This is a genomic window from Lentzea sp. HUAS12, assembly GCF_024125735.1.
Classification (GTDB): Bacteria; Actinomycetota; Actinomycetes; order Mycobacteriales; family Pseudonocardiaceae; genus Lentzea; species Lentzea albida.
In genome coordinates this window covers 9,413,346-9,432,838 of sequence record NZ_CP099738.1, presented here as the reverse complement: position 1 = coordinate 9,432,838, position 19,493 = coordinate 9,413,346, and the positions used below count along the sequence as shown (strand labels likewise).

Genomic DNA, 19,493 nt, shown 5'->3' with positions numbered 1-19,493 from the left:
TCTAACGCTGGTCTCAGGTTGCTCGGGGACGATGAGCGGCCACGGCATCGACTGGAGGGCAGGCCGCGTGCGGATCATGATCGCGGACGACGAGGCGGCCATCCGCGAGTCGCTGGAGCGGGTGCTCCAGGTGGAGGGATACGACACCAGCACCGTCGCCAACGGTCTGGCCGTGCTCGACGGGGTCGAGGGCGACGAGCCGGATCTGCTGATCCTCGACGTGATGATGCCCCGTCTCGGCGGGGTGGAGACCTGCCGGCGGTTGCGGGCCGCGGGGCGGGATCTGCCGGTGCTGATGCTGACCGCCCGGGATCAGGTCTCCGACCGGGTCGCGGGGCTGGACGCGGGCGCCGACGACTACCTGCCCAAGCCGTTCGCCACCGAGGAGTTGCTGGCGCGGGTCCGGGCACTGCTGCGGCGCCGGGCGGCGGGTGACGAGTCGCAGATGCTGAGGTTCGCCGATCTCCGGGTTGATCCCGACCGGTTCGAGGCGTGGCGGGGTGAGCGGCCGCTGCACCTGACGCGGACCGAGTTCTTCCTGCTGGAGGTGCTCGTGCGCAACGCGACCAGGGTGTTGACCCGAGGCGAGCTGTTCGGGGCCATCTGGGGCTTCGACATGAGCGTCACGTCCAACAACCTCCAGGTGTACGTGAGCTACCTGCGCCGCAAGATGGAGGCCGGGGGTGAGCCCCGGTTGCTCTACACGCGGCGCGGTCTGGGGTACACGTTGCGGGAGACTCCTCCGTGAGGCTGACGCGCTGGTGGCGTCGGCGGTCCCTGCGGACCAGGCTGACGGTGATCGCGGCGACGGCCATCGCGGCCAGCGTGTTCCTGTCGTTCCAGGTGGCAAGCGAGCTGCTGGACTGGGAGCTGCGGGCCACCGCGGAGGACCAGCTGCGCGCCGATTCCCGTGTCCTGGCGGCGAACGCGGAACGCGCCGGTCTGGCGCAGGTCGAGCTGCCGCCGTATCCCGGAGCCGGCCGGCTGGTGCGGGTCGTCCTGCCCGACGGTTCGACCCGGACGCCGGACGGCCAACCCGCGTTGCCGCCCGTCAGCGCGGACGCCGGGCGGGTGGCGCAGGGCGCGGCGGCGGATCTGATGGAGTCGGGTGACAGCGACGACGACGGCTTCTTCGTCTACACGGTGCGGGCCGGTGGCGGTGCGGTCCAGGTGGCCCGCGTCGCCGACGACAGCCCGATCAACCGGTTCGGGCTGGGCATGCTGCTGATCGGGCTGCTCTGCGTGGCCTGCGGCGCCCTCGTCGGACGGGCCGTGGCGCGGGCCGGGCTGGCACCGATCGACCGGCTGACCGCCGCCGCGGTCCGCGTTGCGCGCACACGGGATCTCGACGCCGACATCCCGGACGAGGGCGGTGGGGAGATCCGGCAGCTGATCCGGTCGATCAACGACATGCTCGCGGCGCTCCGGGACTCCCGGCTGGCCCAGCGGCTGCTCGCCGAGGACGCCGCCCACGAGCTCAAGACGCCGCTCACGAGTCTGCGCCTCAACATCGAGCTGCTGATCCGGCTCGATCGGCGCGGCACCCTGGACAGCGCGCTGCCCTCGGAGAGCCGGACCCGGCTGCTGCACGACCTCGGCGCCCAGGTGGCCGAGCTGAGCACCCTCGCCGCCGAGCTGACCGACCTGGCGCGCGGTGACGTCAGTGACGAGAACACCGAACTGCTCGACCTCGCCGACGTGGTGGTGGCCGCCTCGGCGCAGGCGTGTTCCCGCATGCCCGACGTCGAGGTCGCGCTCGACGTGGACTCCGTGTGGGTGAGCGGGCGTCCCGCCGCGCTCCGGCGGGCGGTGCTCAACCTCGTCGACAACGCCGGCAAGTGGTCCCCCGCGGGCCAGCCGATCGAGGTCCGGCTCCGTGCCAGTGGCGCCACGGCGGTGCTGGAGGTCGACGACGCCGGGCCGGGTATCGACGCCGCCGACGCGCCACGGGTGTTCGACCGGTTCTACCGGGCCGACAGCGCGAGGGCGTTGCCGGGATCCGGGCTGGGGCTGTCGATCGTGCAGCGGGTCGTCGACGCCCACGGCGGCCGGGCCACCGTCGCCCGTTCCGCACGCGGTGGCGCGCTGCTGCGGGTCGACCTTCCGGCTGTTCGGTGAGAGGGGAAGATCCGGGACGAGTTCCCGTCCCGGATCTGTTCACCGCGCTCACCGTTGCAGTGCGGGCTCCGCGTCGTCGGCGAACTGCCGCGGGCCGTCCGGCTGCTCGACCGGCCGGGACAGCCTGCTCGGCCACCACATCCGCCGCCCGATCAGCAGGGTGAGGGCGGGCACCAGGACCGACCGCACCAGCAGGGCGTCGAGCAGCACGCCGAAGGCGACCAGGAAGCCGACCTCGATCAGCATCACCAGCGGGAGCGAGACGAGGACACCGAACGTGGCCGCCAGGACCAGGCCCGCCGACGTGATCACACCACCGGTGGCGGACAGCGCTTTGAGCATGCCGTCGCGGGTGCCCAGACGCAGTGCCTCCTCCCGTGCCCGGCTGGCCAGGAAGATGTTGTAGTCCACGCCCAGCGCCACCAGGAACAGGAACGCCAGCAACGGAACCGAGTAGTCGATTCCCTTGAACCCGAGGACCTTGTCGAACACGAACACGCTGCCGCCGAAGGCCGCCGCGAACGAGACGACCACGGTGGCCATCAGGACCAGCGGGGCCACGACCGCCCGTAGCAGCAGCCCGAGGACGATCAGGACGACGAGGAGCACCAGCGGGATCACCAGCTTCTCGTCGCGGTCGGTGGTCAGCTCGGTGTCGAGGTGCTCGGCACTCGGCCCGCCGACGATCGCCTCCGCACCGTTCACCGCGTGCACGGCCGTGCGCACCCGCTTGATCGTGTCGTACTCGGCGACGGTGTCCGGCGCGTCCGTCGGGAACACCGAGATGTCCGTCCAGCCACCGCGAGTCTCCCCCGGGACGGCCACCGCGACACCGGGAGTGCGCTGGACGACGTCCAGCACCTGCTCCTGCTGCCCCGGCCGGGTGAAGACCGTCATCGGCTGGCCGCCGAGCTCCGGGAAGTGCTGGCGCAGCAAGGCGAAACCGGTGACCGACTCCGGCGCGGACACGAACTGGTCCTGCTCCCGCAGGGCTCCGGTGCCGCCCACCGCAAGGCCGAGGGTGAGCACACCCAGGACTCCGAGCGAGCCGAGCGTCGCCACCCACCGGCGGCGGCTGATGGCGGCGCCGAGCCGCACCCACAGCCCCGGCTTCTCCTCCACGACCGCGTCGAACCGCGGGATGGCCGGCCAGAAGACCCTCCTGCCGAGCAGCACCAGCAGCGCCGGGAACAGCGTCAGCATGGCCACCAGCGCGCACAGGATGCCGGCCGCGCCGATCGGGCCCAACCCGCTGGTGCTGTTGAGGTCCGCGACGAGCAGGCAGAGCAGGCCGGCGACCACGGTGGCCGCGGACGCGACGATGGCCGGAGCGGCGCCCCGCAGCGCGTGGAGCATCGCGACCCGGACGTTCTCGTGCTGGTGCAACGCTTCCCGGTAGCGGGCGATGAGCAGCAGCGCGTAGTCCGTGCCGACGCCGAACACCAAGATGGTCAGCAGCGCCGAGTTCTGGTCGTTGACCACGATGCCGAAGCCCTTGACGAGCAGGTAGACGGTCGCCATCGACGTCAGTGCGGCCGCGCCCACGGCCACCAGCGGGATGAGCCACAGCACCGGGCTGCGGTAGGTGATGATGAGCAGCAGCGTGACGACGACGATGGTGGTGAGCAGGACCTGCAGGTCGATGCCGTCGAAGACGGCGTCCATGTCGCCGTCGACCGCGGCCGGGCCGGTCACCTCGAGCTGGAGGCCGGCGGGGCGGTCCTTCGCGGCGTCGCGCAACGGGCCGACGACCACCTCCGGTCCGCCGTGGGACGTGCTCACGTCGAGGGTGAACATCATCGCCTTGCCGTCGGCGGAAGGGCTCGTCCGCGGACCCTCGTCCTCCGGGGCCGCCGCCTTGGGCGGGTACCGCTTGACCAGGGTCTCGTAGTGGCGCTCGACCACCGCGCGGTCGGCGTCGGTCACGCCGCTGTCGCGGTGGTAGACGAAGACGAACGTGTTGTCCTCCCCGCCGGGGAGGCTGTCCTCCAGGGCGGCGACCTCGGTGGACTCGGCGCCGGCCGGCAGGGTGTCCACGGCCTTGTCGGTGGTGACCGAACTCAGCTTTCCGCTCAACGGCACCATGAAGACCGTCAGCACCACCCACAGGCCGATCACCAACCACGGCACCCACCGGCCGGTCAGCCGCGTCGCGTTGACTGTCATTCACGAGCCTCCTGCGTCCGTGTCACTTCGCCTGTCTGGCGCCCATTTCCTACCGAGCGAAGATGAGAAGACCGTTAATGCGGTGCTCAGGACCGCCGTTCAGTCCTAAGAGGACTTGCTGGAGTAGTACCGTCGTACCGGGCGCCCCCGGAAGTGACGACCGCGGTACGACGAAACGCGGCGGAATCGGCCCTAGCGTTCAGGCCATGAGGAAATCCAATGGTCCACTGTGGAGGATCGGCGCGGCCACCGTGGCACTGGCGACGGCGTTCACCGTCGTCGCCTGCGGGTCGAACACCGGCGGCGGTGCGGCGCCCGTCCCGCCCGGACCGCACCACGGGCACGCGGGCAAGCCGCCGGCCCCGACGCAGCCGCTGCGCGCCGGCGAGCGGTTCGTCGACGTGAAGATGGCCCAGGCCTACACGCCCACGTCGCTGGAGGGCGGCACGGACGACTACCGGTGCCAGGTGATCGATCCGGGCCTGACCAAGGCGCAGTTCCTGACCGGGACCCAGTTCACGCCGGAGAACGTCGCGATCGCCCACCACGCCATCGTGTACGCGGTGCCGCCGGAAGGCGTGGCGGCGGTGCGCGAGCAGGACGCGAAGACCTCCGGCCTCGGCTGGCAGTGCTTCGGGGGAACCGGCGTGGAAGGCGCCGAGGAGGACGACGGGGACGCGGCGTGGGTGGACACCTGGGCGCCGGGCTCCGCGGAGACGCTGCTCGACCAGGACGTCGGCTACAAGCTGGAGCCGGGCAGCCTGATCGTCCTGCAGATCCACTACAACCTGCTCGCGACCGACGGCAAGCCGGCGGGGTCGGACCGCTCGGCGGTGCGGCTGCGGCTGACGGACGGCACGCCGCAGACCCGGGAACTCGAGACGTGGCCGCTCAGCGCGCCGACCGACCTGCCCTGCACCGTCGGCGAGTCGGGTCCTCTCTGCGACCGAAAGGCCTCGATCGCGGACGTGACCAAGCGGTTCGGGGCGGAGACCGGCGAGATGGCGGACATCCAGGTGCAGGAGTGCAATCAGGGCGGCACGCCGAGGCCCGGCGACACCCAGACCTGTGACCACAAGGTGGAGGCGCCGATGACCCTGTTCGCCGGTTTCGGCCACATGCACATGCTCGGGCGGGCCATCAAGGTCGAGCTCAACCCCGGCACGCCGAAGGCCAAGGTCGTGCTGGACGTGCCGCAGTTCGACTTCGACGACCAGCGGCTGCTGAAGCTGCCGTCGCCGGTGGAGATCGGTCCGGGCGACACGTTGCGGGTGACGTGCACGCACGACGCGGGACTGCGCAAACAGTTGCCGCAGTTGAGCAAGCTGCCGCCGCGCTACGTGGTGTGGGGCGACGGCACCAGTGACGAGATGTGCACGGGCATCATGACGGTCTCTCCCCACAAGTCCTGACGTGAGGGACGAACACGCACTGCTGCCGCTGCGCGCTTTTCTCGGCGGCACCTTCATCTACGCCGGTGTCTCCAAGCTGTTCGACACGCACTACCTGGACGGCACCTCCGCACTCGGTGTCCACGCGCAGATGGTGAACGCCGCCGCGACCTCCCCGATCGGCCCGCTGGTCTCGCTGGCCGCCGACCACGCGACCGTCGCCGGGCTGGCGATCGCCTTCGGGGAGGTCGCGGTCGGCCTCGCGACCCTGCTCGGCCTGTTCACCCGGCTCGCCGCGCTCGGCGGTGTGGTGCTCTCGCTCAGCTTCTTCCTGGCGGTGAGCTGGGCGACTCGGCCGTACTACTTCGGGGCCGACATCGTGTTCGTGTTCGCCTGGACTCCGTTGCTGATCGCGGGCGACGCCGGGGTGTTGTCACTGGGTGCCCGGCTGCGTGCCAAGGCGCAGGATGACGCCGGGCGGCGCACCGTGCTGCTGAGCGGCCTGATCGCGGGGGCGGCGGCCGTCGCCGGAGTCACCGCGGGCAGCGTGCTGGCGCTCGCCCGGCGTCCTGCCCGCTCGGCCGCGAAGCCGGCGAGCCACGTGATCGCCGCGGTCGACGACGTCGCCGTCGGTTCGTCGAAGAGCTTCACGATGCCGAACGGGACGCCCGCCCACCTCCTGCGCCCGGCGCCGGACACGTTCCTGGCGTACAACGCCGCCTGCAGTCATCAGGGCTGCCCGGTGTCGTACGTCGGTCCCGGATTCCGGTGCCCGTGCCACGGCGCCACCTACGACGAGAACGGCCAGGTGACCGGAGGGCCCGCCCCCGCACCGCTGGTCAAGATCCCGGTCGAGGTGGTCGAGGGGCGGGTGGTGCTCGCCTGATCTTCGGAGTGCCGGTGGTCAGCAGCGCTGGACCGGCCGGGTGAGCCTCAGGTCGTAGGCGAGGATGACGGCCTGGATCCGGTTCCGTGCGCCGATCTTGGCGAGGACCCGCCCGACGTGGGTCTTCACCGTCGACTCCGACAGCGTGAACCGGTGCGCGATCTCGCCGTTGGTGAGGCCGTGGCCGATGGCGACGAGGATCTCGCGCTCGCGGCCGGTCAGGGAGCCGAGCCGGGGATCCTCCCGCCCCGGCCCGCCGAGGTCGTCGTCGAGCCGGTCGGCGACCGCGTCGAGCAACCGCCGGGTCAGCGCCGGCGCGATCACCGCGTCCCCGGCGGCGACGGCCCGGATGCCGGCGAGCAGCTCCTCCGGGCGGGTGTCCTCGAGCAGGAAACCGCTTGCCCCGGCCCGCAGCACGGCGAACGCGTACCGGTCCACATCGGACGTCGTCAGCACGAGGACCCGCGAACGCCCACCGGCGGCGACGATGCGCCGGGTGGCCTCGATCCCGTCGACGCCCGGCGTGCGGGTGTCCATCAGCACCACGTCGGGACGCAGCTCGGAGGCCCGCCGAACGGCCTCGGCGCCGTTCGCGGCCTCGCCGACCACCTCGGTGTCGGGAGTGCTCTCCAGGAGCACGCGAAACCCGAAGCGCTGCAGCGGCTGGGCGTCCACCACGAGCACGGAGATCATGAGCGGCTGCCTTTCAGGGTCGCGCGGTCCGGCCACCGTCCGGTGCGGGCCGGTGGTGGCTACTTCCTATCGAGCGGACCTGAGACGACCGTTAAAAACAGGGCTCAGGCGCCGGTAGCCTCCGGCGCCGCACCGCGCAGGGCGTTGTCGATGAGGATCGTCGCGACGGCCTGCGCGGTCGGGAGGGTCTCGGTGCCGAGTGCCCTGGTGCGCGCCGACGCGCCGTCCAGCAGCAGGGCCAGCTGTTCGCCGAGTTGTTCGGGATCGGCGGCGCCGGCCTGGCGAGCGGTCTCGGTGAAACGGGCCGCGACCGACATCTTGTAGTCGCGCGCGCACCTGCGCCCGGGATCGTCCGGGTCGGCTATCTCGACGGCGGCCGCGATGAACGGGCACAGCGGCGTCACTTCGGCCGGCGGCACCGTTCGCGGCTTGTCGAACGCGGCCAGCAGCCGCTCACGGGGAGACAGGTCGTCGCGGTCGAAGACCTCGGGCATCGTGTCGGGGTCGTGCCGGCGCAGGTACTCGGCGACGAGCTCGTTCTTGCTGCCGAAGTGCTGGTACACGGTGCGCTTCGACACCTGCGCCTCGGCGGAGAGCTGGTCCATGCCGGTGCCGCCGATCCCCTGGCCGCGGAACAGGCGCTCCGACGTCTCCAGGATGCGCTCTCGCGCGCCTCTGCCACGTCGTCGGCTCGACGGGCCCATCTCCAGCTCGGCCATGCCACCAGTGTACGAGCTGGGTAATGGTCGGAGTACTTAACTTGCGGCGCCACGGCCCGTCGGGCTAGCTTAAGTACACAGTCGTTGTACTTAAGGAACCGGAGAACCTCGATGCCACTCAGCCTTGACACCTACCGACTGCTGGGGCGGTCAGGACTCCGCGTCTCCCCGCTGGCGCTCGGCACGGCGACGTTCGGCACCGAGTGGGGCTGGGGCGTCGAGCGGGACAACGCCCGAGTTCTGTTCGACACGTACGTCGAGAACGGCGGCAACTTCATCGACACCGCCCCCACCTACACCAACGGGAGCTCCGAACGGCTGGTGGGCGAGTTCAGCCGCGGCCGGCGCGAAAGCCTGGTCCTGGCCACGAAGTACTCCACCCTGCGCACTCCCGGCGACCCGAACTCGGGCGGGCCGCACCGCAAGAACCTGTTCGCCTCGGTGGAGGCCAGCCTGCGGCAACTCGGCACCGACCACATCGACCTGCTGCACCTGCACGTCTGGGACTTCACGACACCGGCCGACGAGATCCTCCGCGGCCTGGACGACGTGGTCCGCCAGGGCAAGGTCCTCTACGTGGCGATGTCCAGCGCCCCCGCGTGGGAGATCTCGCGCATGCAGACCATCGCCGACCTGCGCGGCTGGTCGCCGCTGATCGCACTGCAGGTCGAGTACAGCCTCATCAACCGGGACGCGGAACGCGACCTCATCCCCATGTCCCGCGCGATGGGACTGGGCGTGACGCCGTTCTCGCCACTGGGCGGCGGCGTCCTGTCGGGCAAGTACAGCCGCGCCGACCTCACCCCGGCGAGCCCCGAGCCCGGCGAGAGCAACCGCAAGAGCTTCAACGCGAACCTGGGCATGGTGACCGAGCGGACGCTCGGCATCGCCGACGTCGTGCGGGACATCGCCGCCGAGCACGGACGCACGCCGGCGCAGGTCGCGCTGGCGTGGGTGCTGCGCAACCCCGGTGTCGCGGCGCCGATCATCGGGGCACGCACTCCGGACCAGTTGCGGGGCAACCTCGACGCCTTGCAGGTCGAGCTGACCGACGACCAGTTCGCCCGGCTCGACGAGGTCAGCGCGATCAGCCTCGGCGACCCGCACGACCTGCTCGCGAGCGACCACATCCGCATGGTGTCCCACGGAGACATGAAGATCGACACCCGCGGCCGCTGACCGTGCACAGTGGACCAGACCTCGAACCCCTTGCAGCACATCGAAGAACAAGCGCAGGAGATGCCAGGATGGGTGTGTACACCGGAAAGCACGCTGTCGTCACCGGCGGAGCCAGCGGACTCGGGTTCGGGATCGCCGAGTTCCTGGTGGAGCGCGGCGCACGGGTCGTGATCACCGGCCGCTCCCGGGAACGACTCGACGCCGCCCGGGAGAGGCTCGGACCGAACGCGCTGACCGCGCGGGGCGACGTGGCTTCGCTGGAGGACCTGGACTCACTCGCCGAACAGGTCTCGGCGGAACTCGGTTCGCTCGACGCGCTCTTCGTGAACGCCGGTGTCACCCGCACCGCGTTGCTGGAGGAGATGACCGAGAACGCCTACGACGAAGTGTTCGACATCAACGTCAAAGGTGCCTACTTCACGGTGCAGAAACTCGCCCCTCTGTTGCACAAGGGAGCCGGTGTCGTCCTCACGACCTCGGCCGCGAGCGTCATGGGCATCCCCACCACCAGTGCCTACGCGGCGGGCAAGGCGGCGCTGCGTTCCCTGGCCCGCAGCTTCGCCGCCGAACTGACCGGCCGAGAGATCCGGGTCAACGCGATCAGCCCCGGGCCGGTCGACACCGGGGTGCTCGAGAAGGAGATGAGCCCGGAGGCCGCCGCGGAGTTCATCGCGCAGCGGGTGGCGGAGAACCCGTTGCGACGTCTCGGCACCCCCGTGGAGATCGCCACGGCGGCCGCGTTCCTGGCCTTCGACGCCACCTACACCACCGGGGTCGAGCTGGCGGTGGACGGTGGCTACACCCAGCTCTGAGCCGTTGTCCCACAGGGAGTCCGAAGCAATCCCCGGCACGAGCGTCGCAGCCGGCAGCCGCGGTGCCCCGCCCATCACGGTGCCCTCACTCCGGACGGGGCCGCCCACGTCACGGGCCAGGAGATCATGGTCGGAGGCGGACCTCACCTCTTCTGAGTATAGTGATCGTTACATACAATTCAGAGGAGAACTCATGCCTGGCGACGGCTTCGAGCACAACCAGGCGGTCGTGTCCGCCCGAGCCGCGTTGATCGATCGTCTGCCCGCCCAGCAGGTGCACGTGTCCGGGCCGGAGTACGCCCGCGGCATCGCCTTGTGGAACGGTGCCGCGGAACAGCGTCCCGCCATCGTGCTGACCTGCACGTCCACCGATGACGTGGTGATCGGCGTGCGGACCGCTCGCGAGTTCGGGCTGCCGCTGTCGGTGCGTGGACGGGGCCACAACCACGCGGGACTGGCCTTGGCCGAGGGAGGTCTGACGCTGGACATCAGGCCGCTGAACTCCGTGCGGGTGGACCCGCGGGCCCGGACGGCCGAGGTGGGCGGGGGCGCTGCCGTCAACGACCTGCTGGGCGCGGCCGGCGAGCACGGCCTGGTGGCGGCGACCGGCACGGTGGGAACGGTGGGGGTGTCCGGTCTCACCCTCGGCGGTGGCTACGGGCCGCTGAACGGTGTGGCCGGTCTTGCCGCGGACAACCTGCTCGGCGCCGAGGTGGTGACCGCGGACGGGTCCGTTGTGGACGCTGACGAGGACCTGCTGTGGGCGCTTCGCGGTGGTGGCGGCAACTTCGGGGTCGTCACGTCGATGACCGTGCGGCTGCACGCCGTGCCACAGGTGGTGTCCGGGCTGTTGCTGTACCCGTGGCACCAGGCCCGTCAGGTGCTCGAGGGCGTGCGCGAGGCCATGGAGAACTGCCCCGACAGCCTGACGATCCAGACCGCGGTGATCGTGGGACCGGACGGTTCGCCCGGTCTGGCCGTCATCCCCACCTGGTCGGGTGATGTCGAGGCCGGGCTCGATCCGCACGGTCCGGCCATGGCGCTGACCAGGCTGGGCGACCTGGTGGTGGGCCGACTCGCGGCCGCGCCCCAGGCCGCGGTGATCGCCTCGCTGGACGCGATGTTCCCCGATGGCCGCAACGTCGTGATGCGGACGCGCAACGTCCCCTCCCTCAGCGACGAGCTCATCGATTCTCTCGTGGAGTTCGGCGACACGGTTCCGACGTCGTTCTCCGCTCTCGTGCTGCACCACTTCCACGGCACTTCCACGAGGGTCGCTCCGGACGCCACCGCCTTCGAGCGGCGCGAGCCGCACCTCATGATCGAGATCATCGGGATCTGGGAGGGTGAGGACGCGGGCGATCGTGTTCGCGCGTGGGCCGACGCGGCGTCGGAGGCGCTGGCGGAGCAGTCGTTCCCCGGCGGCTACGTCAACAACCTCGGGCCGGAGGCGACCGAGCAGATCGCACACCTGTACGGGGAGAACCTCTCCCGCCTGCAGCAGGTGAAGGCGAAGTGGGATCCGGAGGGCCTGTTCTCGGCGACGCCGTTGCCCGTGGCGGGGGCGTGATCCGCGATGCGATACCAGACCTTCGGCCGACGGACCGGACTGCGGGTGTCCGAACTGGCACTCGGCACAGCCGGGTTCGGCACCGGGCCGAACGCCCGCAGCACGCCGGACGAGGCCCGGATCGTCCTGAACGCCTTCGCCGACGCCGGCGGTACTTTCCTGGACACGTCGGACGGATACGGGGCCGGGGAATCGGAAAGCGTCCTGGGCGAGCTCATCGAGGGCCGGCGTGAGGACTTCGTGCTGGGCACCAAGTACACGCGCATGCCGCATTCGGTGCATCGCACCGGCAACAGCCGCCGTGCCGCCGCGCTCTCCGTCGAAGCCAGTCTGCGTCGCCTCAGGACCGACCACATCGATCTTCTCTGGGTCCACCTCCCCGACGGCGTCACCCCGATCGACGAGATCCTCTCGACCTTCGAGGACCTGCGGCGCGCGGGCAAGATCCTCCACGGCGGTCTCTCGAACTTCCCGGCCTGGCGGGTGGCGGTGGGGGCGAGCAGGAGCCTCGACCTGGTCGGCGTGCAGGAGCCGTTGAACCTGCTGAACCGCGACATCGAGCACGAGATGCTGCCGGCGGCCGAAGCGTTCGGTCTCGGCGTGTGCGCCTACTACCCGCTCGCCGGCGGCCGGCTGACCGGGAAGTACCGCCGCGGGGAAGAGGGCCGCTACACCGCCCTGGGGGTGCCGACCGAGGACACCGGGCACAAGAAGTCGGTTCTGGACGTCGTGCTCGAGATCGCCGACGAGGTCGGGGAGAAGCCGGGGCGCATCGCGTCCGCCTGGGTCCTCGCCCGCGCCGAGCGCGCCACCACCGCGATCGTCCCGATCATCGGACCGCGCACGACGGAGCAGCTCGACGACTACATCGCCTCGCTTTCACTCGAGCTCACACCCGAGCACTACACCCGGCTCGAAAGCGTTAGCGCACCACGGATTCGTGACGACTCCCCGTACGCTTTCGCGGGAGAAACCGCGCGCTTCAAGTTCCCCGCGATCCCTGTGATCTGACGTGGATGCCGAGTGACCGGCGGGGTGCGGTGGCCGGAACCACCGCACCCCGCCGGGTTCACGAGGTCACCGCGCGGCGGACTCGATCAGCTTCGTGACCACGTCCGGACGGCTGAGCATCACGGCGTGCGAGGCGTCCACCTCGGTGATCTTCGCGTTGGCCCTGGTGGCCATGAACCGCTGCACCGACGGGTCGATGGCGCGGTCCTTGCGCGTCACCAAGGCGAACGAGGGAATGGTGCGGAAGCCCTCGGTGCCGCTGGCGTCCGTGACCGCGTTGGTGTTCGCCGGCCGCTGGGCGACGGCGAGGGTGGTGGCGGTGGTCCGGTCGAGGTCACCCGCGAACCTGTCGCGGAAGTGGGCGGGGTCGATGACGACCTCGGTGCCGCCGGGGACCTGGGTGGCGAGCAGCGGCAGGGGCGAAGCCGACCGCGAGGCGAGCTCGCCGATCGTCTCGCCCTGGGCGGGGATGAAGCCCGCGACGTAGACGAGCGCCTTGACGCCAGGGGCGGTCGTGGCCGCGTTGGTGATCACGGCGCCGCCGTACGAGTGCCCGACCAGGATCTTCGGTCCCTCGATCGTCGCGAGGTAGCTGGCGAGGTAGGCGCTGTCACCGGTGAGGCCCTGGAGCGGGTTCGCGATGGCTCTCACCGGATAACCGTCGCGCGTCAGCCGCTCGACGACGGGCGCCCAGCTCGACGAGTCCGCCCACGCCCCGTGGACGAGCACGACGGTCGGCTTGGCGGAACCGCCGGGGCGGTCGGGTGTGGTGGCCGTCGCGGGCACGGACAGGGCGAGCACGGAGAGTGCGCTCACTCCGACGATCAAGGCCTTGCGGAGGAGTTCGCTGCGCATGACGGGTCCTTACTCGGAGACGGGAGGCTTGGGCGGCGGATCGTTCTCAAAGAGACAGAACGTTCTACCTCGATTAGTAAAGCCTCCACGACCTCCAGAGTCAAGACCGATCGTTCTATCTACATCCTGGGTCACAGCAGAACGGCGTTGCGGACATGGTCCGCAACGCCGCTCGCAGGAGGCTCCAGCTGTGGGCTCAGGCCAGGGCGAAGTTCCAGTTCGGAACGACCTCGCCCCTCGAGCCGCTGACGGCACCGCCGGCGGAGACCGGGGCAGCACCGCCGAACGGCGTCAGGACGATCCCGGCCGAACGGGGATCGCCGTCGTGCACCAGGGACTCCTGGGCCTGCACGTCGTCGAACGCGAACCCGTACGCCTTGCCGTCCACCATGTTCTGGTGCACCAGCCGGGAGTAGTGGTTGGTGATCGCGCCCTGGTAGAAGTCCGCCGGGCCACCACCGGGCTGGGTGTCGATGCGCCCCAGCGTCGAGCGGTGCAGCGCGGCGCACAGCGTGCGGGCGATCGGGCCGACCACCTGGTCGTTGGGCGCCTGCAACGCGCCGTCACAGCCCCAGACGTTGGACGTCGACGGCTTCGCGAACGACGCCACCTGCTTTCCGGTGGAGTCCGTGAAGTTCATGGTGGCGCCCGAGGTGCGGCCGAAGTACTTCACGTCAGGACGGTCGCCGAACGGCTGCACCGTCAGCGTCTTGCCCGTGTAGGCGTCCCAGGCCTCGGTAATGTACGGGTCGAGGTAGTTGCGGTCGAAGTTGCCGACGTCCGCCGCCTTGCCCGGCGCCAGCACCCGCAGCACCGTGCCGTCCGAACGGGACACGACCGACCCGCCCCACCCGGCCTGGCCGCGGACGCCGTTGATCACCGCGTCACGGCCGCCGGACTTCAGCTCACCGGTCTTCTTCGTGGCACCGCTCGCACCCGTCACGGTGACCGCGTGCGGCACCGCGAACATGTCCACCTGCGAGCTGTTGAGCCACAGACCCGCGTCGTTGTAGGTGAACTCGCTCCAGTCGAACAGGATGCCGCTGTTCGGGTCGCCACCCGCCCACGGCGCCGGCTGCACGAGGCCGTCCGGCGTCAGGAAGAACTTCAACTTCTCCCCGAACGACATGAACACCCGGCCCGAGATGAACCGCGGCACCTGCAGCGTGGTCGTGCCGCCCTGACCAGGGCCGTCGATCGACACGTCCGGTGCCGGGGTGGGCGGGTTGCCGCCCGGCGACCACGGCGTGAACGCCCCCGCCTGGTTCACGTACCCCAGACGCCCGCTGCGGATGTCCGTGCCCAGCACGTACAGGTGCACGGCCTCGGAACGGCCGCTGTTGTTGGTGACGGTGAACGGCAGCAGTTCGGGCCCGATCGCCTGGGCAGGTGCGGTCGCGATGACCGCCGATGCAGTCGCCGCCAGTGCGGCGAGCGCGCTCAACCACTTTGTTCGAGTGCGCATACAACTCCTTGTGCAGGGTTTTTCCGTCAGCAGGCCCCGGCCCTGCTTCAGGGAAGGCCGGCGCCCGCGCTCCGAGAACTGGTACAGACCGGTTATGAGAGCGCTTCCATGGTTGATCGCCGAGTCGGCTCTGTCAACACCGGACGAGCGTCCGGCACGGCCCGACTTCCCGCACGGACAAGCAAAACAGCGCACCGACCAGGGCTGATGCGATGAAAGAAAAGAAGAAAATTCGCAAACGATCTCGTGCTTTACCGAGACCTCACACGACAGCAGCGGATGTCCGACACCGTCCGTCCTCACAGGACGGATCAGCGCCGACGGACACAACTGTCGCAAGTAGACTGTCCAGGCGCGGTGCTGCTCCGTTCGAGTGGTTCAGGTTTCCCATGGCCTGACAGTGGGAACAGCGTCAGAGGTAGCGCACTCCCGTGAGCGCCTCGGCCGCGTTCCACAGGCGCCGTCCGACGACGGCGTCGGCGGCCTCCGCACTGGGGCGCACCTCGACGACGTGCCCGCGCATCTCACCGGGACCGGACGGGCCGAAGAACTGCCCACCGCGCACTCCGGTGGCCGTGGCGGCGTGCAGCTGGGGCAGCACGCCCCGTTCGACCCGTTGGGACGGCACGCGCAGGAGTGCGGCCGTCATCCGTCCTCGCCACCCGCGTTGCGCGAAAGCGTTCGGCGCCAGGGAGGTCCTGGTCAGGCCGGGATGGGCGACGACGCTCAGGACCGACGACCCGGCGGCGCGCAGCCGCCGGTCCAGCTCGAGACCGAAGACCGTCGTGGCGAGCTTGGACCGGCTGTAGACGCGGACGCCCTCGAAGTCGCGTTCGGACATGAGGTCGTCGACGTCGAGGTGCACGCTGCGATGCGCCGTGGAGCTGAGGTTGACGACTCTCGCCCCGCCCGCCCGGCTCAACGCGTCGAGGAGCAGGCCGGTGAGGGCGAATAGGCCGAGGAAGTTCGTGCCGATGTGGAGCTCGAACCCGTCCGCGGTCGCGCGCGCCGGGCCGAGGTCGGCGGTGGCGGCGTTGTTCACCAGCAGGTCGACCGTGCCGAGCGAGGACGTCACGTCGCCGGCGAACCCGCGCACCGACTCCAGGCACGCCAGGTCGAGTTCCCGCACCTGCAGGTCCGCGCGGGGCACCGAATTCCTGATCACCCCGGCCGCGTGTTCACCGGCCCGGACGTCCCGCACCGCCAGGACGACCAGCGCGCCGTGCCGCGCGAGCTGCGTCGCGGTGGCCAGGCCGAGTCCCGAACCGGCTCCGGTGACGACCGCGATCCGGTCCAGCTGGCTGGGGACGTCGTCCGCGCTCCAAGGGGACATGGCCGCACGCTAAGTCGACCCGCGCGCGGTGCGGGAGAGGTCGTTCCAGGTCGCGGAACGACCCGAGCCGGGCGGTCTGTTTCAGAAGGCGGCGGCGCTGCTCCCCCTCGACCTCGCCGCCACCTTCTCCCCCGGCCGTGGATCCCCCCGGTTCCACGACGCAGAGCCTGTCAGGGTGAACCTGAAGTGATGCTGAAGGATCCTGAAACGGATTTCAGGACTCGATCATGCGTGATGCGGCACGCTGCTCCCATGCGCGTGCTCGTCGTGGAAGATGACCCCCGCCTCGCCGACCTGCTCACCCGCGGCCTGACCGCCGAGGGGTTCGCCGTCGACGTGGAGCGCACCGGCACCGACGGGCTGTGGCGGGCGCGGGAGCACCCGTACGACGTGATCGTCCTGGACATCATGCTGCCCGGTCTCAACGGCTACCGGGTCTGCAAGGAGCTGCGGGACGCCGGGATCTGGACGCCGATCCTCATGCTCACCGCGAAGGACGGCGAATTCGACGAGGCAGAGGGTCTCGACACCGGCGCGGACGACTACCTGACCAAGCCGTTCTCCTACGTCGTGCTGGTCGCGCGGCTCAGAGCGCTCGGACGGCGGTCGCGCACCGCCCAGCCGGTGCTGCTGAGGGCCGGTGACCTGGTGCTCGACCCGGTCAGCCGCGAGTGCCACCGCGGGACCACGCGGATCGACCTGAAGGCCAAGGAGTTCTCGGTGCTGAGCTTCCTGCTGCGGCACGCCGGCGAGGTCGTCACGAAGTCGGAGATCATCGACGGCGTGTGGGACTCGGCGCAGGACCCCGACCCGAACCTCGTCGAGGTCTACGTCAGCGCGTTGCGGCGCAAGATCGACGCGCCGTTCGACCGGCGGAGCATCACCACCGTGCGCGGTGTCGGTTACAGGTTGGTGGACCGGTGAGGTCGTTGCAGGTCAAGGTGACCGTGCTGGCCACGGTGGCGACAGCCGTGATGGTCGGCCTGGCCGGGTTCCTGATGCTGGGGTCGCAGCGCCAGCAGATCACCACCCAGGCCGAGAACAGCTCGCGCGTGCACTACGTGTGCGCCGGCAGCAAGTGCGTCGTCCTGGACGAGCGGAGACTGCTCACCGCGCCGGACGTGGTGGTCCAGTACGCGACCACCGAGGTGCGCCCGGAGCTGACGCTGTCGCCGTTCGGCGAGTTCGGATACGAGGTGGTCGGGGCGGGGCCGCGGCCCGCGGAGGGGGTGGCACGGACGATCACCGCGCAGGCGCAGGCGGAGCTGAACACCGCGGCGCTGGGCCTGCTCGGAGTGTTCGTGCTGGTCACCACGCTGGTGTCGGTCACGGTGCTGACCGCGGTCGGGCGGGTGCTGCGGCCGGTGGAGGCGATGCGCGCCGAGGTGGCCGAGATCAACGAGCACAACCTCACCCGGCGCGTCCCCGTGCCGTCCTCGGACAACGAGATCGCCCGGCTGGGCGCGACGCTGAACGAGACGCTCGACCGGGTGCACCACGCCGTCGAGGACACCCGCCGGTTCGTCGCGGACGCCTCGCACGAGCTGCGCAGCCCTCTCGCCGCGCTGCGGGCCGAGCTCGAGATCGCGTTGTCGCACCCGGACATGGCGGACTGGCCGACCGTCGTGAAGATGGCGCTGGAGGACGCCGAACGGCTGCAGGAGCTGACCACCGACCTGTTGCTGCTGGCGAGGCTGGACGCCGACGCGCTGGACCGGCAGGACACCGTCGACCTCAGCGCCGTCGTGCGCCGCGAGGTCTCTCGCCGGGCGATGGTCACGCTCGACGCCGAGGACCACGTGCTCGTGCCCGGACGGCACGCGCAGCTGTCCCGGCTGCTCGGCAACCTGCTCGACAACGCCGAACGCCACGCGGGCACCGAGGTCGTCGTGCGCCTGCGCGGCGGGTCGTCCGCGACGCTCGAGGTGATCGACGACGGCCCCGGCATCCCCGAGGGGGACCGGGAACGCGTCTTCGACCGGTTCACCCGGCTCGACGAGGCCCGCACCCGTGCCGCGGGTGGTGCGGGCCTCGGGCTCGCCATCGCCCGCCGCATCGCCGGACGGCACCAGGGCACGCTGGAGGCCACCGACGCCGAGGGGTTCCGCGGGATCCGTTTCGTGGCGACGATCCCGACCGGCATCCCCCAGCCGAGGAAGGCCGCCGTCGTGGAACGGCACCGCGTGGGCGACGAGGTGTGGCAGTTCCTCAACGGGTCGATCGTCCCGACGCACCACCACCTCCCCGAACCGCGCCCGGTCCCCGAGCCCGAGCTCGACTGGGACCTCATCTTCGGCGAGCACCGGCCCGCGCACGGGCCGGTGCTCCCCCTCAGGTCCCGGTGATCAGCCGGACGGCGAGATCCGGGTCGAAGGTCCCGGCCGGTGTGGTCGGGGCGATGCCGCACGGGCCGTCGGACACACCGGGTGTCTTGACCCACAACAGCATTTCGGCACCACCGCCCGTCTGGGCGGTGACGCCGAGCTCGGCGCCCGCCGGGTTGCACCAGCCGTCCGGGTCGGAGTTGCGCCCGTTGCCGTTGCGGCTGGTGTCGATCACGAACGGCCGCGCGGTGCCCAGGAAGCCGTTGATCGAGTTCGCGTAGGTCGCCGACTGGCTGGTCGTGTAGTAGTTGGACACGTTGACGGAGAACCCGCGGATGTTCGCCACGCCGGCCTCGTTCAGCCGGTACGCCATCGTCGACGGGGTGCCCCAGCCGGCGTTGCCCGCGTCGAGGTAGGCGTAGGTGTTGGGCGCCTTGACTTTCAGCTGCTCGGTGGCGTACCGGAGCAACCCGGCCATCTCGTCGCGCTTCGCCTGGTCGAGGCAGCCGTACGCGGCGAGCGCGTCCGGTTCGACGACCACGACCGCGGGTTTGGTCCCGATCCCGGCCGCGAAGCCCGAGATCCAGGTCCGGTAGGCGGCCGCGCTGCCCGCGCCGCCTCCCGAGTGGCCGCCGCAGGCGTCCCGGTTGGGGATGTTGTACGCGACGAGCACGGGCAACCTGTCCTGTCCGTCGGCCGCGCCCGCGTAGTTGGCCACGGTCGAGCCGATGTTCGCGTCGTCGCCGAACCAGCGCGCGATCGGCTTGGAGCCGATGGAGGACTGGATCCGCGCGGACCTGGAGTCGCCCGGGTTGTTCCGCGCCCAGGTGGCGGGCGCGGAGTTCGGGTTGACGTAGAAGCCGCTCGTCAGGCTGATCGGACTGGCTGCTGTGGCAGGGGAAGCGGGTGCCAGCAGCGCGACCGCGCAGACGACGGTCGTGGAACGGACGATCCACCGCACTGTGGATCTC

At 70.6% G+C, this 19,493-nt stretch carries 17 protein-coding genes; 10 read left to right on the top strand and 7 right to left on the bottom strand.

Features of this window, described 5'->3' with window-relative positions; all coding sequences use genetic code 11:
• Window positions 1–67 precede the first annotated feature (67 nt).
• Both ND450_RS44425 and ND450_RS44420 read left to right on the top strand, forming a co-directional pair.
• A complete protein-coding gene (locus ND450_RS44425; protein WP_305885233.1) occupies window positions 68–748 on the top strand; it encodes a response regulator transcription factor in 681 nt (226 codons plus the stop codon).
• The gene (locus tag ND450_RS44420; protein WP_253323929.1) at window positions 745–2,118 is read left to right on the top strand and encodes a HAMP domain-containing sensor histidine kinase; all 1,374 of its coding nucleotides are present in this window, start codon (window positions 745–747) and stop codon (window positions 2,116–2,118) included. The genes ND450_RS44425 and ND450_RS44420 overlap by 4 nt, the downstream gene beginning before the upstream one ends.
• A gap of 48 nt (window positions 2,119–2,166) precedes the next feature.
• Here ND450_RS44420 and ND450_RS44415 read toward each other — a convergent pair whose 3' ends face one another.
• The gene (locus ND450_RS44415; protein WP_253323928.1) at window positions 2,167–4,284 is read right to left on the bottom strand and encodes an MMPL family transporter; all 2,118 of its coding nucleotides are present in this window, start codon (window positions 4,282–4,284) and stop codon (window positions 2,167–2,169) included.
• Between the two features lie 206 nt (window positions 4,285–4,490).
• Here ND450_RS44415 and ND450_RS44410 point away from each other — a divergent pair, with 206 nt between their 5' ends.
• The gene (locus tag ND450_RS44410) at window positions 4,491–5,696 is read left to right on the top strand and encodes a hypothetical protein (protein WP_253323927.1); all 1,206 of its coding nucleotides are present in this window, start codon (window positions 4,491–4,493) and stop codon (window positions 5,694–5,696) included.
• 1 nt (window position 5,697) lies between these two features.
• Window positions 5,698–6,561 carry a Rieske 2Fe-2S domain-containing protein gene (locus ND450_RS44405; RefSeq protein WP_253323926.1) on the top strand — a complete coding sequence of 288 codons (864 nt, stop codon included), beginning with the start codon at window positions 5,698–5,700 and terminating at the stop codon, window positions 6,559–6,561.
• 18 nt (window positions 6,562–6,579) lie between these two features.
• Here ND450_RS44405 and ND450_RS44400 read toward each other — a convergent pair whose 3' ends face one another.
• Both ND450_RS44400 and ND450_RS44395 read right to left on the bottom strand, forming a co-directional pair.
• Window positions 6,580–7,254: a response regulator transcription factor gene (locus ND450_RS44400; RefSeq protein ID WP_253323925.1), complete on the bottom strand. Its 675-nt coding sequence runs from the start codon at window positions 7,252–7,254 to the stop codon at window positions 6,580–6,582.
• Window positions 7,255–7,358: 104 nt separating this feature from the next.
• Window positions 7,359–7,973 carry a TetR/AcrR family transcriptional regulator gene (locus tag ND450_RS44395; RefSeq protein WP_253323924.1) on the bottom strand — a complete coding sequence of 205 codons (615 nt, stop codon included), beginning with the start codon at window positions 7,971–7,973 and terminating at the stop codon, window positions 7,359–7,361.
• Window positions 7,974–8,084: 111 nt separating this feature from the next.
• Between ND450_RS44395 and ND450_RS44390 the strand changes: the two genes are divergently transcribed.
• The 4 genes from ND450_RS44390 (at window position 8,085) to ND450_RS44375 (ending at window position 12,545) form a co-directional block, all read left to right on the top strand.
• Window positions 8,085–9,152 (top strand): aldo/keto reductase, encoded by a 1,068-nt coding sequence (locus tag ND450_RS44390; protein WP_253323923.1) that lies wholly within the window; start codon window positions 8,085–8,087, stop codon window positions 9,150–9,152.
• 68 nt (window positions 9,153–9,220) lie between these two features.
• Window positions 9,221–9,964: an SDR family oxidoreductase gene (locus ND450_RS44385; RefSeq protein ID WP_253323922.1), complete on the top strand. Its 744-nt coding sequence runs from the start codon at window positions 9,221–9,223 to the stop codon at window positions 9,962–9,964.
• A gap of 193 nt (window positions 9,965–10,157) precedes the next feature.
• On the top strand, window positions 10,158–11,534 hold the full coding sequence (locus ND450_RS44380) for an FAD-binding oxidoreductase (RefSeq protein WP_253323921.1): 1,377 nt from the start codon (window positions 10,158–10,160) through the stop codon (window positions 11,532–11,534).
• Between the two features lie 6 nt (window positions 11,535–11,540).
• On the top strand, window positions 11,541–12,545 hold the full coding sequence (locus ND450_RS44375) for an aldo/keto reductase (RefSeq protein WP_253323920.1): 1,005 nt from the start codon (window positions 11,541–11,543) through the stop codon (window positions 12,543–12,545).
• Between the two features lie 66 nt (window positions 12,546–12,611).
• Here the strand turns inward: ND450_RS44375 and ND450_RS44370 are convergent, their stop codons facing one another.
• From ND450_RS44370 to ND450_RS44360, 3 genes are all read right to left on the bottom strand, one after another.
• On the bottom strand, window positions 12,612–13,400 hold the full coding sequence (locus ND450_RS44370; protein ID WP_253323919.1) for an alpha/beta fold hydrolase: 789 nt from the start codon (window positions 13,398–13,400) through the stop codon (window positions 12,612–12,614).
• A gap of 196 nt (window positions 13,401–13,596) precedes the next feature.
• The gene (locus ND450_RS44365; protein WP_253323918.1) at window positions 13,597–14,865 is read right to left on the bottom strand and encodes a beta-1,3-glucanase family protein; all 1,269 of its coding nucleotides are present in this window, start codon (window positions 14,863–14,865) and stop codon (window positions 13,597–13,599) included.
• Window positions 14,866–15,277: 412 nt separating this feature from the next.
• A complete protein-coding gene (locus tag ND450_RS44360) occupies window positions 15,278–16,198 on the bottom strand; it encodes an oxidoreductase (RefSeq protein ID WP_253323917.1) in 921 nt (306 codons plus the stop codon).
• Between the two features lie 252 nt (window positions 16,199–16,450).
• On the opposite strand from ND450_RS44360, the gene ND450_RS44355 reads away from it, so the two are divergent.
• Together ND450_RS44355 and ND450_RS44350 are read left to right on the top strand one after the other, a co-directional pair.
• Entirely contained in the window at window positions 16,451–17,122 is a 672-nt protein-coding gene (locus tag ND450_RS44355) for a response regulator transcription factor (RefSeq protein ID WP_253323916.1), read from the top strand.
• Complete coding sequence (locus tag ND450_RS44350) at window positions 17,119–18,543, top strand: HAMP domain-containing sensor histidine kinase (RefSeq protein WP_253323915.1); 1,425 nt, start codon at window positions 17,119–17,121, stop codon at window positions 18,541–18,543. The genes ND450_RS44355 and ND450_RS44350 overlap by 4 nt, the downstream gene beginning before the upstream one ends.
• Here ND450_RS44350 and ND450_RS44345 read toward each other — a convergent pair.
• On the bottom strand, window positions 18,530–19,483 hold the full coding sequence (locus tag ND450_RS44345; protein WP_253323914.1) for a glycoside hydrolase family 6 protein: 954 nt from the start codon (window positions 19,481–19,483) through the stop codon (window positions 18,530–18,532). The two genes, ND450_RS44350 and ND450_RS44345, sit on opposite strands and share 14 nt — an antisense overlap.
• Window positions 19,484–19,493: the final 10 nt, after the last annotated feature.